This is a genomic window from Pseudomonas sp. HMSC065H01 (assembly GCF_001815235.1).
Classification (GTDB): domain Bacteria; phylum Pseudomonadota; class Gammaproteobacteria; order Pseudomonadales; family Pseudomonadaceae; genus Pseudomonas; species Pseudomonas aeruginosa.
In genome coordinates this window covers 51,870-67,702 of sequence record NZ_KV819859.1, presented here as the reverse complement: position 1 = coordinate 67,702, position 15,833 = coordinate 51,870, and the positions used below count along the sequence as shown (strand labels likewise).

Below are 15,833 nucleotides of genomic sequence, written 5' to 3'. Positions count from 1 at the left end.
CCTGGCGTTTTCGTTTGCGCTTCACGATCTCTTCTCCGCTTGCCTTTCCGGCACCCAACCCGCCCTCATGGGGCGACGGCAGGTTGAACTTGTTCCGGGTCCGGCGCTCTTAAGCGAGCCTGTCGTTCCTGGCGGGTCCGTATATGCAGTCTGGGTGAAGCGACATGTCGATGAAATGGACCGAGCAGCGCTTGCGCAAGGCTCTCAAGCAGATGGCGAACAATCATGAATCGGCTGCGGTCGAGGTCATGCGCGCCGTCGAGCGGGCGAACGATCCGAAGCTGGCGCAGCGCCTGCTCGAGGTGATCGAGCAGATGCACCAGGATGCCGATGCGCTGCGCTCCATCGACGACGAAATCGCCAGCGGCGTGATCCGTTGCCAATGAGGCCGTAGACGCTCCGCAGTTCAGGACTTCCCGGCTGAAACCGGCGCATCCGGCCGGTTCGCCAGTTTCGGGCGCAAGGTCGCGCCCTGGGCTGTGTTCCGGCGAACGGTATAAGGTTGGCGGCCGCGGAAGGCGAAGGCGGTGAACATGTTCGTATTCTCTCTCGGTGTGTTTCAGAAACGGTATTCCACCAGGGCGCTCGGGCCGATGCTGTCATGCCACTCTTCGGAGACAGCGGCGGAGCAGAGGCTGGCGAGCGTGCCGGCGAGGCACAGGGAGGGGTTTCTCATGGGGACTCCTTCCGTTGCAGCCAGGGACGTGCCTTGGTGTCTTGCTGGGCGAAGCGGTAGCCGAGCGCGTTCAGACCGTCGAAGTCGCGACTGAAGGTGTCTCCCAGGCCCTGGCCGCTGCCGGCCAGGACGGCGTGTGCGCTGTCGATGGGTTGCAGGATGAACTCGCCGGAGCGGGTTCCTCCGGCTTGCCCGCGCACCAGCAGGAAGCCGTCTTCGATCCTGATGCTCAGGCCGTTCAGGTAGCTGTGCCGGCTCGTGCTGGCGACGCGGTAGGTGCCGACGGCTTCGGTCCAGGCCTGGGGCAGGGGTGTCGGCTCGATGCGCTCGCCGAGGTAGGCGGCCTGGCCGTGGCGGCGGGACACCAGGATTCGGCGTTGGCCGTAGCTGACCACGTCCAGTTGCAACTGTCCGGCGCTGTCCACGCCGACGGGCCAGAATCCCAGCAGTCTTTTTCTCATCTGCAGCCAGCCCGAGGTGTCGCGCAACAGTTCCACGCGTTGTTCGCCGAAATCTGCGTACAGGCGACCCCGGCGCTCGTACAGGCGAACCTGGCCTTGGCGGGTTGCGTAGCGACCGTATAGCTGTCGCCGGTCCTCCGAGCTCGGCACCTTCAGTGCGGGGGCGCGCGCGGGGGTGGGCTGTACGGCGGGGCGACGAGCGCCCTGCCTGACCTGCAGCATGAGCGACGCCGCTTGCCGGGCCAGGGAGGCGGTGAGCGAACCGCTGTCATCGGCGTTGCTCATGACAATGGCGGCGAGGCGCTGTTCCGGCAGCAGAACCAGGTGGGCGCTGAATCCTGGGGTGGCGCTGGCGTACTCATAGTGACGGATGCCCCCTTCCAGCGGCGCGGAGCCGCACGGGCTGAGGAACCAGGCCAGGCCCACCTGGCAGTCGAAGTCCAGGGCATTGCCGGCGTTCTGCTGGCGGAACATCTCCTCGACGGAGTGTTTCCGGAGAAGCTGGCGCTCCTTGTGGCGCCCGTTGGCGAACAGCATGCGGACGAAGCGGCTGAGGTCGACCGGGCTGCTCCACAGGTCGTTGACCGGGAGGTCGCTGGCGGCGGCGGAGCTGGGGCGACCGCCGCCGCTGTAGCCTTGGGCGCGTTGCGCCTGGGGCAGGGCGTTCCTGGCGAAGCTGGAGCGAGTCATCTGCAAAGGGTCCAGCAGGTGCTCCCGCATGTGCTGCTCGAAGTGCTTTCCGGTGTTGCGCTCGATAGCCGCGCCGACCAGCTCGTAGCCAAGGTTGGAATAGGCGACCTGGGTTCCCGGCGGATTGCTCAGCCAGACGCCGGATACTTTCGCCGGCAGTTGGCCGAGTGAGCTCGGGCGTTCGCCGAACAGGGGCGGCAGGTGTTCGCCAGGAAGGCCGGACTGGTGGCTGAGCAGCCGGCGGAAAGTGATCGCGCGATCCGCCTTGCTCTGGTCGGCATGGAAGCGTGAGCGTACGTAGAACTCGCGCAAGGTGTCCTGGAGCGGGGCGTCGAGAGAGAGTTGGCCGCGTTCGGCCAGTTGCAGGGTCGCGCTGGCGATCAGTAGCTTGGACAGGTCGCCGGCGTGGAATGCGGTGTGCTCGCTGGCGTTGATCCTGTGCTGTCGGTCGGCATAGCCGAAACCGCGGGCCCAGACCAGTTGCTGGTCGTCGACCAATGCCAGGGCCAGGCCGGGCACGTCCTGCCTTTCCATTTCCCGGCGGATGTGGCGTTGCAGATAGTCGATGACCTCGCCGTAGTTGCCCACGGCGGCGCTCGGCGCTGGCGGGGCGGGCGGCAGTCCGTGGCAGCCGCTGGTGCCGAGCAGGCAGCCGAGAAGGGAAAGATGCATTGCACGAAACATGGAACACCTGGCGGAAAGGCGAGGTGTCCCATGCTAGGGCGGGCCTGGCTGGCAGTCCTTACGGCTTTGTCAGCAATCTGTGAAAGACTGTTAAGCCTCCGCTGTCAACGGGGTCGCTCCCAGGTCAGGCGGAAGGAGGCGCCTCCCTGCGGCGTTTCCAGCGCTTCCGCATAGCCGCCGTGCCATTGCGCGACCCGGCGGACGATCGCCAGGCCCAGGCCGAAGCCGTCGGTGCTGCGATCGCGGCTGTCGTCCAGGCGCGAAAAGGGTTCGAAGATCTTCTGCCGGGCGTCCGCCGGTATCCCGGGGCCGTCGTCGTTGACCCGTATCTGACAGCTGTCGCCTTGATCGAGGAGGGCGATTTCGACGCGCGAGTGTGCGTGGCGAATGGCGTTGCGCAGCAGGTTGATCACTGCGCGCGCCATGAAGCGAGGCTCGATGCGGATCTGTTCGACCTGGCAGGCGCTGATCTCGCAGGTGACTCCGGCGGCTTCGGCTTCCAGGGCGACGTCGGCGACGACGCTATCCAGCCAGCTCGCGGCGTCGACGATTTCCCGGTGGCTCCCGACGTTGCCGTGCTCCAGGCGGGCGTAGGTCAGCAGTTCGGAGACCATTTCCTCCAGTTCGCCGAGATCGGCGCGCATGTCCTCTATCAGGTCGTGGCGTACTTCGGCGTCGACCTGCTTGTTCAATTGCTCGAGTTCGAAGGACAGGCGGGAGATCGGCGTGCGCAATTCGTGGGATACCGCGTTGGTCAGTTCACGCTGGTTGCTGATCAGGCTTTCGATGCGGTCGGCCATCTGGTTGAAGTGCTGGGCCAGGGTGCGGATGTCGGAGCGTCGGAAAATGCGCGTGCGCGATGACAGGTCGCCGTCGCCGAAGCGTTGCGCGGCCAGGCGCAGGGTCTCGAGGTCGCGCCAGTGCGGGCGGACCCATACCAGCAGGGCGATGCCGACCAGCACGCCGAGCAGGATGTAGGCCAGCACGGTGAATAGTGGGGTCAGCGAGGGTTCCGGCGGCAGTTTGATGTCGAGCAGCTGCGGGCCCGCGTCGATGCGGCTGATGAATTCCGTGAAGTCCTCGCGTACCACCAGCAGGTTCTTGTCGAGGAGGGCCTGCTCTTCCTGCGTCAGCTTCGCCTGCCTGGCATCCGTCAGGCTCAGCTCGAGCCCGTAGTGGGGACGCCAGTCTTCGAGCTGTCGCTGGCGTCCGGCCTGGTCCAGCGGGGCCAGCTTTTCCACCAGCGAATAGGCCTGGCCGCGAACGGCGTCGCGGTGATAGTTCTCGACGATGCTGTCGTAGAACGCGTCGATGACATGGTCGACCACGAAGATCGCGGCGGCGAACCCCAGGGCCAGTAGCAGGTAGAGGCGCAGGAACAGGCGCAGCATTCAGAGCTCCCAGCCCAGCGGGTTGAACAGGTAGCCCTTGCCCCAGACGGTCTTGATCCGGACCGGCTCGCGCGGATTGTCCTTCAGTTTATTGCGCAGCTTGCTGATGCAGACGTCGACGCTGCGGTTCAGGCCGTCGAAGCCGATGCCGCGGATCTGGTTGAGGATCTCGTCGCGGGAGAGTATTTCCCCTGCCTGGCTGGCCAGCAGCCAGAGCAGCTCGAACTCCATCGTGGTCAGTTCGATGCCGAGGCCTTCGAGTTCCGCTTCGCGCCGCCGTCGGTCGATGTTCAGCTTGCCGAATGTCAGGCTTTCCGGGGAGGCGGGAAGGGGCGCGTGCCGGCGCATCAGGGCGCGCAGGCGGGCGAGCAGCACCGGTGGCTCGATCGGCTTGATCACGTAGTCGTCGGCGCCGGACTCCAGGCCGAGGATGTGATCGAGATCGTCCTCCTGGGCGGTGAGTATGAGGATCGGCAGGTTCGCGACCCGGCGGATCTCCCGGCACACCTGCAGACCATTCTGTCCGGGGAGCATGAGGTCGAGAACCACCACTTGCGGTTTGAAGTCGAGGAAGGCGGCGAACGCGGCATCACCGCGATGCACCTGGCGCACTTCGAAACCATGCTGGGAAAGGAAACTGGCGATCAGGCGGGCGAGCTTCTGGTCGTCTTCGACGAGCAATACCTTGCTGAGGGTAGGGCAGTCCATAGGGTTTCATCGGTCGGAGCGGAATCGGCTGGCATTATATGCGCCCGCTTCCGGCGAAGCTCCAGCGACTCGTTCGAGATCGGGCTGCGATCGGCGGAAGCGGCCGGAAACACCCCGGGGATCCGCCTGCACCCTGGCGGGGTGACTTCTGCTTTTCCCTCTACTAGAATGCATGCCCTTGATTCTGGGAGCCGGAAGGACCGGCTTACGTCTGTGCAACGAGGAATATCCATGCAAGTTTCTGTTGAAAGCACTTCCGCTCTTGAGCGCCGCATGACCGTTGGTGTGCCTGCCGAGCGTATCGAGACCGAAGTCAACAAGCGTCTGCAGCAGACCGCCCGTCGTGCCAAGATTCCAGGTTTCCGCCCCGGCAAGGTGCCGATGAGTGTCATTCGTCAGCGCTACGAAGCTTCCGCGCGCCAGGAAGCCATGGGCGATCTGATCCAGGAAACCTTCTACGAAGCCGTGGTCGAGCAGAAGCTGAATCCGGCCGGTTCGCCGTCGGTAGAGCCCAAGTCCTTCGAGAAAGGCAAGGACCTGGAATACATCGCAACCTTCGAAGTCTTCCCGGAATTTACCGTTTCCGGCCTGGAAGACATCAAGGTCGAGCGCCTGCAGGCCGAAGTTTCCGATGCTGATGTCGACAACATGCTCGATGTCCTGCGCAAGCAGAACACCCGTTTCGAAGTGGTCGAGCGTGCCGCCCAGAACGATGACCAGTTGAACATCGACTTCGTCGGCAAGATCGACGGCGAAGCCTTCGCCGGCGGTTCCGCCAAGGGCACCCTGCTGGTACTGGGCTCCGGTCGCATGATCGCCGGCTTCGAAGAAGGGCTGGTGGGGGCGAAGGCCGGTGAAGAGCGTGTGCTCAACCTGACCTTCCCCGAGGACTACCAGAACCTGGACCTGGCCAACAAGGCTGCCGAGTTCACCGTTACCGTCAATAGCGTAGCCGAGCCCAAGCTGCCGGAACTGAACGAAGAGTTCTTCGCTCTGTTCGGCGTGAAGGAAACCGGTCTCGATGGCTTCCGCGCCGAAGTGCAGAAGAACATGGAGCGCGAGCTGCGCCAGGCGATCAAGTCCAAGGTCAAGAACCAGGTCATGGAAGGTCTGCTGCAGGCCAACCCGATCGAAGTGCCCAAGGCCCTGATCGGCAACGAAGTGAACCGTCTGCGCGTGCAGGCCGTCCAGCAGTTCGGCGGCAACATCAAGCCTGACCAACTGCCGGCCGAGCTGTTCGAAGAGCAGGCCAAGCGCCGTGTGGTGCTGGGCCTGATCGTCGCCGAAGTGGTCAAGCAGCACGAGCTGAAGGCCGACGAAGGTCGCGTTCGCAAAATGATCGAGGAAATGGCCTCGGCCTACCAGGAGCCCGAGCAGGTCGTCGCCTGGTACTTCAAGAACGAGCCCCAGCTGAACGAAGTCCGTTCTGTTGTACTGGAAGAACAAGTCGTAGATACTGTCCTGCAAAAGGCCACTGTGACCGATAAGCAGGTATCCTACGAAGAAGCGGTCAAGCCGGCCGAAGCTCCGCAAGCGGCCTGATTCGTTCCTCTCGTTCGAATCCCACAAGCCAGCCTTAGTGCTGGCTTGTGCGTCTTTGAGGCTTCACTATCTGTTAGGGAGTGATCGCAAGACATGTCTCGCAACTCTTTTATTCCGCACGTTCCCGATATCCAGGCCGCCGGTGGCCTGGTGCCCATGGTGGTGGAGCAGTCCGCCCGCGGCGAGCGCGCCTACGACATCTATTCGCGCCTGCTGAAGGAGCGGATCATCTTCCTGGTCGGCCAGGTCGAGGACTACATGGCCAACCTGGTGGTTGCCCAGTTGCTGTTCCTGGAGGCTGAAAATCCCGAGAAGGACATTCATCTCTACATCAACTCGCCGGGTGGTTCGGTGACTGCCGGGATGTCCATCTACGACACCATGCAGTTCATCAAGCCCAACGTCTCGACCACCTGTATCGGCCAGGCGTGCAGCATGGGTGCCCTGCTGCTTGCGGGCGGTGCCGCCGGCAAGCGCTACTGCCTGCCGCATTCGCGGATGATGATCCACCAGCCGCTGGGCGGTTTCCAGGGCCAGGCCTCGGATATCGAGATCCATGCCAAGGAAATCCTCTTCATCAAGGAGCGTCTGAACCAGATCCTGGCGCACCACACCGGCCAGCCCCTGGACGTCATTGCCCGCGATACCGATCGTGACCGCTTTATGAGCGGTGACGAAGCCGTCAAGTATGGCCTGATCGACAAGGTCATGACCCAGCGCGACCTGGCCGTCTAAGGCTCCGCAATACTGGCGGTCGAGACATTCGGCCGCCTCGTGGGCTTGAAAATGCCCACAATTGCCTTCATCTTGTGTTTGAAGCTACCCATTGGATCGATCGAATGACTGATACCCGCAACGGCGAGGACAACGGCAAGCTGCTGTATTGCTCCTTCTGCGGCAAGAGCCAGCACGAAGTGCGCAAGTTGATTGCCGGCCCCTCGGTCTTTATCTGCGACGAGTGTGTCGACCTGTGCAATGACATCATCCGCGAGGAGGTGCAGGAAGCGCAGGCGGAAAGTAGTGGGCACAAACTTCCGGCGCCGAAAGAGATCCGCACCATCCTCGATCAGTACGTGATCGGGCAGGAGCGGGCCAAGAAGGTTCTGGCGGTAGCGGTATACAACCACTACAAGCGCCTCAACCAGCGTGACAAGAAGGACGATATCGAGCTCGGCAAGAGCAACATTCTGATGATCGGCCCAACCGGCTCGGGCAAGACCCTGCTGGCCGAGACCCTCGCACGTCTACTGAACGTGCCGTTCACCATCGCCGATGCGACCACGCTGACGGAAGCGGGCTACGTGGGCGAGGATGTCGAGAACATCATCCAGAAACTCTTGCAGAAGTGCGATTACGATGTGGAGAAGGCCCAGATGGGCATCGTCTACATCGACGAGATCGACAAGATTTCCCGGAAATCGGACAACCCCTCCATCACTCGCGACGTCTCCGGCGAGGGTGTGCAGCAGGCCCTGCTGAAGCTCATCGAGGGTACCGTTGCCTCGGTACCGCCGCAGGGCGGTCGCAAGCATCCGCAGCAGGAGTTCCTGCAGGTCGATACGCGCAACATCCTGTTCATCTGCGGCGGCGCTTTCGCCGGTCTGGAGCGGGTCATCCAGAACCGTTCCGCGCGCGGCGGCATCGGTTTCAATGCCGAAGTGCGCAGTCAGGAGATGGGCAAGAAGGTCGGCGAGGCGTTCAAGGAAGTCGAACCGGAAGATCTCGTCAAGTTCGGTCTTATTCCCGAGTTTGTAGGGCGTTTGCCGGTGATCGCGACTCTTGATGAGCTCGACGAGGCTGCGCTCATGCAGATCCTGACCGAGCCGAAGAACGCTCTCACCAAGCAGTACGCCAAGCTGTTCGAAATGGAAGGCGTCGATCTCGAATTCCGTCCGGACGCACTCAAGGCGGTTGCCCGCAAGGCCCTCGAACGCAAGACCGGTGCACGTGGCTTGCGTTCAATTCTCGAAGGTATCCTTCTCGATACCATGTACGAGATTCCCTCCCAGCAGGATGTCAGCAAGGTGGTCATCGATGAGAGTGTCATCGATGGCTCGTCGCAACCCCTGATGATCTACGAGAACAGCGAAAAGCCAGCCAAGGCTGCGCCTGAGGCATGAAAGAGCAGGGGCCTTCGGGCCCCTTTTCTTTTCCGACTGGCACGCTTGTTTTTTCCCGGGCCTAACCCCATCTTAGGCTGAAAGGTCTTCCTATCTGTTTCGTGGCCAAGTGCCGCTGTAGAGCCGACATTATGAAAACACTCGTCGAATTGCCCTTGCTGCCGCTACGTGACGTGGTGGTGTACCCGCACATGGTCATCCCGTTGTTCGTCGGTCGGGAAAAGTCCATCGAGGCCCTGGAGGCAGCGATGACCGGCGACAAGCAAATCCTCCTGCTGGCGCAGAAAAACCCCGCGGACGATGATCCGGGCGAAGATGGCCTGTACCGCATGGGTACGGTCGCTACCGTGCTGCAGTTGCTCAAGCTGCCGGATGGCACCGTCAAGGTGCTGGTCGAAGGCGAGCAGCGCGGCCAGGTCGAGCGCTTCATCGAGGAGGAAGGGCACATTCGTGCCGCGGTCCAGGCCATCGATGACGCCAATGTCGGCGAGCGCGAGGCCGAGGTCTTCACTCGCAGCCTGCTGAGCCAGTTCGAGCAATACGTCCAGTTGGGCAAGAAAGTCCCCGCCGAGGTGCTTTCTTCGCTGAACAGCATCGACGAGCCGAGCAGGCTGGTCGATACCATGGCCGCGCACATGGCGCTGAAGATCGAGCAGAAGCAGGACATCCTAGAGATCACCGACCTGTCGTCGCGGGTTGAGCATGTCCTGGCGCTGCTGGATGCCGAGATCGACCTGCTGCAGGTGGAAAAGCGTATCCGCGGCCGGGTCAAGAAGCAGATGGAGCGCAGCCAGCGCGAGTACTACCTGAATGAGCAGATGAAGGCCATTCAGAAGGAACTCGGCGATATCGACGAAGGGCACAACGAAGTCGAGGAGCTGAAGAAGCGCATCGACGCCGCCGGCCTGACCAAGGAGGCGCACACCAAGGCCACTGCCGAGCTGAACAAGCTCAAGCAGATGTCGCCGATGTCGGCGGAAGCCACCGTGGTGCGTTCCTACATAGACTGGCTGCTGAACGTGCCGTGGAAGGCCGAGAGCAAGGTGCGCCATGATCTCGCCAAGGCGGAAGACATCCTCGATGCCGACCATTATGGCCTGGAAGAGGTCAAGGAGCGCATTCTCGAGTATCTCGCCGTGCAAAAGCGGGTGAAGAAGCTCAAGGGCCCGGTCCTTTGCCTGGTGGGACCGCCCGGCGTGGGCAAGACCTCCCTGGCCGAATCCATCGCCCGCGCCACCAATCGCAAGTTCGTGCGCATGGCGCTCGGCGGCGTGCGTGACGAGGCCGAGATCCGCGGTCACCGTCGTACCTATATCGGCTCCATGCCGGGCCGCCTGATCCAGAAGATGACCAAGGTCGGCGTGCGCAACCCGCTGTTCCTCCTCGACGAAATCGACAAGATGGGCAGCGACATGCGCGGGGATCCCGCCTCGGCGCTGCTCGAGGTGCTCGACCCGGAGCAGAACCACAACTTCAACGATCACTACCTGGAAGTCGACTACGACCTGTCCGACGTGATGTTCCTCTGCACCGCGAACTCGATGAACATCCCGGCGCCCCTGCTGGATCGGATGGAAGTCATCCGCCTGCCGGGCTACACCGAGGACGAGAAGGTCAATATCGCCGCCAAGTACCTGATTCCGAAGCAGGTCCAGGCCAACGGCCTGAAGAAGGGCGAGCTGACCTTCGAGGAAGGCGCCCTGCGCGACATCATTCGCTACTACACCCGCGAAGCCGGGGTGCGCAGCCTCGAGCGGCAGATCGCCAAGGTCTGCCGCAAGGCGGTGAAGGAGCATGCCAAGCTCAAGCGTATCCAGGCGGTGGTGTCCAGCGAGACGCTGGAGAACTACCTCGGCGTGCGCAAGTTCCGTTATGGCCTCGCCGAACAGCAGGACCAGATCGGCCAGGTGACCGGGCTGGCTTGGACCCAGGTCGGCGGCGAGCTGCTTACCATCGAGGCGGCCGTGGTACCCGGCAAGGGCCAGTTGACCAAGACCGGATCGCTGGGCGACGTGATGGCGGAATCGATCACCGCGGCGTTGACCGTGGTGCGCAGCCGCGCCCAGAGCCTAGGAATCGCGGCGGACTTCCACGAGAAGCGCGACATCCATATCCACGTTCCGGAAGGCGCTACGCCGAAGGATGGCCCGAGCGCAGGCATCGGCATGTGCACGGCGCTGGTTTCGGCGATCACGCAGATCCCGGTGCGCGCCGACGTGGCAATGACCGGGGAGATCACCCTGCGTGGGCAGGTGCTGGCGATCGGCGGGCTGAAAGAAAAACTTTTGGCGGCGCACCGCGGCGGGATCAAGACGGTGATCATTCCCGAGGAAAATGTTCGCGACCTGAAGGAAATTCCGGACAATATTAAGAGTGATCTGGTTATTAAACCGGTTAAATGGATTGACGAAGTCCTGCAAATTGCGCTGCAATACGCCCCGGAGCCCTTGCCCGATGCGGCTCCGGAGATGGTTGCAAAGGATGAAAAACGCGAGCCTGATTCCAAGGAGCGAATTAGCACGCATTAGTCGGTAGGTATTCTTGACACTGTTTTTGGGCCCTTGTTATAAAGCGGCACTTGCTGAGTCAGTTGGCCTACCAGCGCAGAATTTCCTTACACCTAACACATAGAAACATACTCAACAGAAATAAGGGGACTTAGAGTGAACAAGTCGGAACTGATCGATGCAATTGCCGCATCTGCTGATATCCCGAAAGCTGTTGCCGGTCGCGCACTGGACGCAGTGATCGAGTCCGTCACTGGCGCCCTGAAGGCTGGTGACTCCGTCGTGCTGGTTGGTTTCGGCACCTTCGCTGTCAAAGAGCGCGCTGCTCGCACCGGTCGCAACCCGCAAACTGGCAAGCCGATCAAGATCGCCGCTGCCAAGATCCCGGGCTTCAAAGCCGGTAAAGCCCTGAAGGATGCTGTCAACTAAGCGTCTTTTTGGACTCGATCTACCCAGGTCGGCCAAGGCTGGCCTGGCTGCGGAGCGGTAGTTCAGTCGGTTAGAATACCGGCCTGTCACGCCGGGGGTCGCGGGTTCGAGTCCCGTCCGCTCCGCCAGTTACGAGAAGGCGCATCCTCGGATGCGCCTTTCTTATATCCGCATCTCTTACCCACGCCGCGCCGCCCAAGACGGCTGGTCGTGGCAGTTTTTGGGGGCTGCATGCTGCAGAACATCAGGGATAATTCCCAGGGCTGGATCGCCAAGACCATCATTGGCGTGATCATCGTTCTCCTGTCGCTGACCGGCTTCGACGCGATCATCCGGGCCACCGACCACTCCAACGTGGCCGCCAAGGTCAACGGCGATGATATCAGTCTCAATGAAGTCCAACAGGCCGTGGACATGCAGCGTCGCCAGCTGCTGCAACGCCTGGGCAAGGATTTCGATCCATCCATGCTGGATGACAAGCTGCTCAAGGAAGCGGCCCTGAAGGGGCTGATCGAGCGTACCCTGCTGCTCCAGGCCGCCAAGGACGACAAGTTCGCCTTCTCCGACCAGGCGCTGGACCAGTTGATCCTGCAAACTCCCGAGTTCCAGGTCGACGGCAAGTTCAACGCGGATCGCTTCGACCAGGTCATCCGCCAGATGAACTACAGCCGCATGCAGTTCCGCCAGATGCTCGGCCAGGAAATGCTCATCGGCCAGCTTCGCGCCGGCCTGGCGGGCACCGGTTTCGTCACCGACAACGAATTGCAGTCCTTCGCTCGCCTCGAGAAGCAGACCCGCGACTTCGCCACCCTGGCGATCAAGGCCGACGCCTCCAAGAGCAGCGTGAGCGACGACGAGGTGAAGGCCTTCTACGAAGGCCACAAGAGCGAGTTCATGACTCCCGAGCAGGTGGTCGTCGAATACGTGGAGCTGAAGAAGTCCTCCTTCTTCGACCAGGTCAAGGTGAAGCAGGAAGACCTCGAGGCGCTGTACCAGAAGGAAATCGCCAACCTTTCCGAGCAGCGCGATGCCGCACACATCCTGATCGAGGTGAACGACAAGGTCGGCGACGAGCAGGCCAAGGCGAAGATCGACGAGATCAAGGCTCGCCTGGCCAAGGGCGAGGATTTCGCCGCGCTGGCCAAGGAGTTCTCCCAGGATATCGGCTCGGCCGCCACCGGCGGCGACCTGGGCTACGCCGGTCGCGGCGTGTACGACCCCGCGTTCGAGGAGGCGCTGTATGCGCTGAAGCAAGGTGAGGTATCCGCCCCGGTGAAGACTCCGTACGGCTACCACCTGATCAAGCTGCTGGGCGTGCAGGCGCCGGAAGTACCGAGCCTGGAAAGCCTCAAGCCGAAGCTCGAGGACGAACTGAAGAAACAGATGGTCGAGCAGCGCTTCGTCGAGGCTACCAAGGACCTGGAAAGCTCCGCCTACGAAGCCGCCGACCTGAGCCAGCCGGCGCAGGAAATGGGCCTGAAGGTCCAGACCAGCCAGCCGTTCGGACGTTCGGGGGGCGACGGCATCGCTGCCAACCGCCAGATCGTGCAGACCGCGTTCAGCGCCGAGGTGCTGGAAGAAGCGGCCAACAGTGGCGCCATCGAGCTGGATCCGGACACCGTGGTGGTGCTGCGGGTCAAGGAACACAACAAGCCGAAGGAGCAACCGCTGGAGCAGGTCGCGGCGAACATCCGCGAGCGCCTGGCCGCCGAAAAGGCCGCCGAGGAGGCGCAGAAGCGTGGCGAGGCCCTGATCGCAGAGCTGCGTGAAGGCCGTACCTCTTCCGCAGCGGGGGAGTCGTGGAAAGTGGTCGAGGCGGCCTCCCGCGGCCAGGAAGGCGTCGATCCGAAACTGCTCCAGGCGGTGTTCCGTATGCAGCGTCCGGAGGCCAAGGACAAGCCTTCGCTCTCTGGCGTGACCCTGGCCAATGGCGATTACGTGGTGATCCGCCTGAATGGCGTCAGCGAGCCGGAGGAGGCTATCTCCGACGACGAGAAGGCCATGTACCGCCGCTTCCTGGCTTCGCGCAGCGGACAGGCAGACTTCGCCGCCTTCCGCCGTCAGTTGCAGGACAAGGCGGAAGTCGAGAAATACTGAGACCGAGATGCAGAGAAAAGGCCGCTTACGCGGCCTTTTCTTTATTCCGCCCATGAAAAAGGCCGCTCGAAGCGGCCATTTTTCATGGGCGGGGTGATCAGTCGTCGTCCAGCGGGCCCATGGCGGTAGTGTTGAAGCCGCCATCGACGTAGAGGATCTCGCCGCTGATACCGCTGGCCAGGTCCGAACAGAGGAAGGCGCCGGCATTGCCGACTTCCTCGATGGTGACGTTGCGCCGCAGCGGCGTCTGCCGCTCGTTGGCGGCCAGCATCTTGCGGAAGCTCTTGATTCCGGAGGCGGCGAGCGTTCGGATCGGCCCGGCGGAAACCGCATTGACCCGGGTGCCTTCCGCGCCCAGGCTGCCGGCCAGGTAGCGGACCCCGGCCTCCAGGCTGGCCTTGGCCATGCCCATTACGTTGTAGTTCGGCATGGTCCGTTCGGCGCCCAGGTAGGAGAGGGTCAGCAGGCTGCCGTTGCGGCCCTTCATCATTTCCCGTCCGGCCTTGGCCAGGGCGATGAAGCTGTAGGCGCTGATGTCGTGGGCGATGCGGAAGCCCTCGCGGGTGGTCACCGCGGTGAAGTCGCCGTCGAGCTGATCGCCTGGAGCGAATCCGACGGAGTGGACGATGATGTCCAGGCCGTCCCAGTGCTTGCCCAGGGCGGCGAACACCGCTTCGATCTGGCTGTCGTCGGCCACGTCACAGGGGAAGCACAGCTCCGGCCGCGAGCCCCAGCCACTGGCGAACTCCTCCACCCGGCCCCTGAGCTTGTCGTTCTGGTAGGTGAAGGCCAGTTCGGCGCCTTCCCGGTGCATGGCGGCGGCGATGCCGGAAGCGATGGAGAGCTTGCTGGCGACTCCGACGATCAGGGCGCGTTTTCCTGTGAGAAATCCCATGGTCCGTTCCTTGTCTGCTACTCAGTTTTCCGCGCTTGCCGGGGCCATGAAGGCAGCCTCCAGCAATTGCTGCGTATAGGGATGTTGCGGCGAGGCGAAAACCGCTTCGGCGCTGCCCTGTTCCACCACCTTGCCATGTCGAACCACCATCAGCTGGTGGCTGAGCGCCTTGACCACCGCCAGGTCGTGGCTGATGAACAGGTAGGTGAGGTTGTACTTGCCCTGCAGTTGCCGCAGCAATTCCACGACCTGGCGCTGCACGGTGCGGTCGAGCGCCGAGGTCGGTTCGTCGAGCAGGATCAGTGCCGGTTTCAGCACCAGTGCCCGGGCGATGGCGATGCGCTGGCGCTGGCCGCCGGAGAATTCGTGGGGGTAACGGTAGCGGGTCTGCGGATCGAGCCCGACCTCCACCAGCGCGTCGATGATCGCCTGCTCCTGTTCGGCCTCGCTGCCGATCCTATGGATGCGCAGGCCTTCGCCGACGATCTCGCCGACACACATGCGTGGGCTGAGGCTGCCATACGGGTCCTGGAACACCACCTGCATCTCGCGGCGCAGCGGGCGCACGTCATGTTGCGCGAGACCGTCCAGCCGGGTGCCTTCGAAGCGGATGCCGCCCTGGCTTTCCAGCAGCCGCAGGATCGCCAGGCCAAGGGTCGACTTGCCCGAGCCGCTTTCGCCAACGATGCCCAGCGTCTGCCCGCGGGGTAGTTCGAAATTGACCCCGTCGACCGCCTTGACGTGGTCCACGGTGCGGCGGAACACGCCTTTGCGGATCGGGAACCAGACCCGCAGGTCGTCCACCGCCAACAGGGTTTCACCGGGCGGGTTGCTCGCCGGCGCACCGCTGGGCTCGGCGTTGAGCAGCTCGCGGGTATAGGGGTGTCGCGGGGCTGCGAAGAGTTCCTGGCAGGAAGCCTGCTCGACGATCCGCCCTTGTTGCATGACGCAGACGCGGTGGGCGATGCGCCGGACCAGGTTGAGGTCGTGGGTGATCAGCAGCAGGGACATGCCCAGGCGTGCCTGCAGGTCCTTGAGCAGATCGAGGATCTTCAACTGGACGGTGACGTCGAGCGCGGTGGTCGGTTCGTCGGCGATCAGCAGTTGCGGCTCGCAGGCCAGGGCCATGGCGATCATCACCCGCTGCCGCTGGCCGCCGGAGAGTTCGTGTGGATAGGCTTTCAGGCGCTTGGCCGGCTCGGGGATGCCGACCAGCTCGAGCAGTTCGAGAATTCTCGCGCTGGCCTTGGCGCCACCCAGGCCCTTGTGCAGGGCGAGGACCTCGGCGAGCTGCTTCTCGATGGTATGCAGCGGATTGAGCGAGGTCATGGGTTCCTGGAAGACCATGGCGATGCGGTTGCCGCGGATCCCGCGCAGGCGCCGTTCCGGGAGCTTGAGCAGATCCTCGCCCTGGTAGTGGATGCTGCCTGCTGGGTGGCTGGCGACGGAGTAGGGCAGCAGGCGCAGGATCGAGTGGGCGGTCACCGACTTGCCCGAGCCGCTTTCGCCGACCAGGGCCAGGGTCTCGCCCTGGCGGATGTCGAAGCTGACGCCTTCGACCACCCGCTGGCGTTGCTCGCCGGAGAGGAATTCGACGGCGAGGTCGCGGATTTCCAGAATGTTCTCGCTCATC

Annotated in this window: 12 protein-coding genes and 1 tRNA gene; 8 read left to right on the top strand and 5 right to left on the bottom strand. The window is 63.0% G+C overall.

Annotated elements, in window-relative coordinates; translation table 11 throughout:
- Positions 1–164: 164 nt before the first annotated feature.
- On the top strand, positions 165–386 hold the full coding sequence (locus tag HMPREF3014_RS08015; RefSeq protein ID WP_003087901.1) for a hypothetical protein: 222 nt from the start codon (positions 165–167) through the stop codon (positions 384–386).
- 286 nt (positions 387–672) lie between these two features.
- Here the strand turns inward: HMPREF3014_RS08015 and HMPREF3014_RS08010 are convergent, their stop codons facing one another.
- The 3 genes from HMPREF3014_RS08010 to parR form a co-directional block, all read right to left on the bottom strand.
- Complete coding sequence (locus HMPREF3014_RS08010; protein ID WP_023087576.1) at positions 673–2,511, bottom strand: serine hydrolase domain-containing protein; 1,839 nt, start codon at positions 2,509–2,511, stop codon at positions 673–675.
- A gap of 104 nt (positions 2,512–2,615) precedes the next feature.
- Positions 2,616–3,902: a sensor histidine kinase ParS gene (gene parS, locus HMPREF3014_RS08005; protein WP_058132745.1), complete on the bottom strand. Its 1,287-nt coding sequence runs from the start codon at positions 3,900–3,902 to the stop codon at positions 2,616–2,618.
- Positions 3,903–4,610, bottom strand: a complete 708-nt coding sequence (parR, locus tag HMPREF3014_RS08000; protein WP_003098126.1) for a response regulator transcription factor ParR — start codon at positions 4,608–4,610, stop codon at positions 3,903–3,905.
- A gap of 231 nt (positions 4,611–4,841) precedes the next feature.
- Between parR and tig the strand changes: the two genes are divergently transcribed.
- The 7 genes from tig to HMPREF3014_RS07965 all read left to right on the top strand — a co-directional run bounded on the left by tig (position 4,842) and on the right by HMPREF3014_RS07965 (position 13,305).
- A complete protein-coding gene (gene tig / locus HMPREF3014_RS07995; RefSeq protein ID WP_070734434.1) occupies positions 4,842–6,152 on the top strand; it encodes a trigger factor in 1,311 nt (436 codons plus the stop codon).
- A 93-nt stretch (positions 6,153–6,245) separates the two neighbouring features.
- Complete coding sequence (clpP, locus tag HMPREF3014_RS07990; protein ID WP_003098129.1) at positions 6,246–6,887, top strand: ATP-dependent Clp endopeptidase proteolytic subunit ClpP; 642 nt, start codon at positions 6,246–6,248, stop codon at positions 6,885–6,887.
- A 104-nt stretch (positions 6,888–6,991) separates the two neighbouring features.
- Positions 6,992–8,272 (top strand): ATP-dependent Clp protease ATP-binding subunit ClpX, encoded by a 1,281-nt coding sequence (gene clpX, locus HMPREF3014_RS07985; RefSeq protein WP_003087924.1) that lies wholly within the window; start codon positions 6,992–6,994, stop codon positions 8,270–8,272.
- 131 nt (positions 8,273–8,403) lie between these two features.
- Positions 8,404–10,800, top strand: coding sequence for an endopeptidase La (gene lon, locus HMPREF3014_RS07980; protein WP_003087926.1), 2,397 nt, complete (start codon positions 8,404–8,406; stop codon positions 10,798–10,800).
- A 135-nt stretch (positions 10,801–10,935) separates the two neighbouring features.
- Positions 10,936–11,208: a nucleoid-associated protein HU-beta gene (gene hupB / locus HMPREF3014_RS07975; RefSeq protein WP_003087931.1), complete on the top strand. Its 273-nt coding sequence runs from the start codon at positions 10,936–10,938 to the stop codon at positions 11,206–11,208.
- Between the two features lie 51 nt (positions 11,209–11,259).
- Positions 11,260–11,336: transfer RNA gene (locus tag HMPREF3014_RS07970), tRNA-Asp, on the top strand.
- Positions 11,337–11,439: 103 nt separating this feature from the next.
- Positions 11,440–13,305: a SurA N-terminal domain-containing protein gene (locus tag HMPREF3014_RS07965; RefSeq protein ID WP_023087575.1), complete on the top strand. Its 1,866-nt coding sequence runs from the start codon at positions 11,440–11,442 to the stop codon at positions 13,303–13,305.
- A 97-nt stretch (positions 13,306–13,402) separates the two neighbouring features.
- On the opposite strand, the gene fabI is transcribed toward HMPREF3014_RS07965, so the two are convergent.
- Positions 13,403–14,200 carry an enoyl-ACP reductase FabI gene (fabI, locus tag HMPREF3014_RS07960; protein WP_003087936.1) on the bottom strand — a complete coding sequence of 266 codons (798 nt, stop codon included), beginning with the start codon at positions 14,198–14,200 and terminating at the stop codon, positions 13,403–13,405.
- Positions 14,201–14,221: 21 nt separating this feature from the next.
- Complete coding sequence (locus HMPREF3014_RS07955) at positions 14,222–15,832, bottom strand: ABC transporter ATP-binding protein (RefSeq protein ID WP_003087940.1); 1,611 nt, start codon at positions 15,830–15,832, stop codon at positions 14,222–14,224.
- Between the last annotated feature and the right edge of the window lies 1 nt (position 15,833).

What these genes read in the sequence shown, in the direction of transcription:
- parR (WP_003098126.1), bottom strand. Translation starts at nt 4,610, where the DNA reads ATGGACTGCCCTACCCTCAGCAAGGTATTGCTCGTCGAAGACGACCAG.
- HMPREF3014_RS08010 (WP_023087576.1), bottom strand. Translation starts at nt 2,511, where the DNA reads ATGTTTCGTGCAATGCATCTTTCCCTTCTCGGCTGCCTGCTCGGCACC.
- HMPREF3014_RS07955 (WP_003087940.1), bottom strand. Translation starts at nt 15,832, where the DNA reads ATGAGCGAGAACATTCTGGAAATCCGCGACCTCGCCGTCGAATTCCTC.
- HMPREF3014_RS07965 (WP_023087575.1), top strand. Translation starts at nt 11,440, where the DNA reads ATGCTGCAGAACATCAGGGATAATTCCCAGGGCTGGATCGCCAAGACC.
- tig (WP_070734434.1), top strand. Translation starts at nt 4,842, where the DNA reads ATGCAAGTTTCTGTTGAAAGCACTTCCGCTCTTGAGCGCCGCATGACC.
- HMPREF3014_RS08015 (WP_003087901.1), top strand. Translation starts at nt 165, where the DNA reads ATGTCGATGAAATGGACCGAGCAGCGCTTGCGCAAGGCTCTCAAGCAG.
- parS (WP_058132745.1), bottom strand. Translation starts at nt 3,902, where the DNA reads ATGCTGCGCCTGTTCCTGCGCCTCTACCTGCTACTGGCCCTGGGGTTC.
- fabI (WP_003087936.1), bottom strand. Translation starts at nt 14,200, where the DNA reads ATGGGATTTCTCACAGGAAAACGCGCCCTGATCGTCGGAGTCGCCAGC.
- lon (WP_003087926.1), top strand. Translation starts at nt 8,404, where the DNA reads ATGAAAACACTCGTCGAATTGCCCTTGCTGCCGCTACGTGACGTGGTG.
- clpX (WP_003087924.1), top strand. Translation starts at nt 6,992, where the DNA reads ATGACTGATACCCGCAACGGCGAGGACAACGGCAAGCTGCTGTATTGC.
- clpP (WP_003098129.1), top strand. Translation starts at nt 6,246, where the DNA reads ATGTCTCGCAACTCTTTTATTCCGCACGTTCCCGATATCCAGGCCGCC.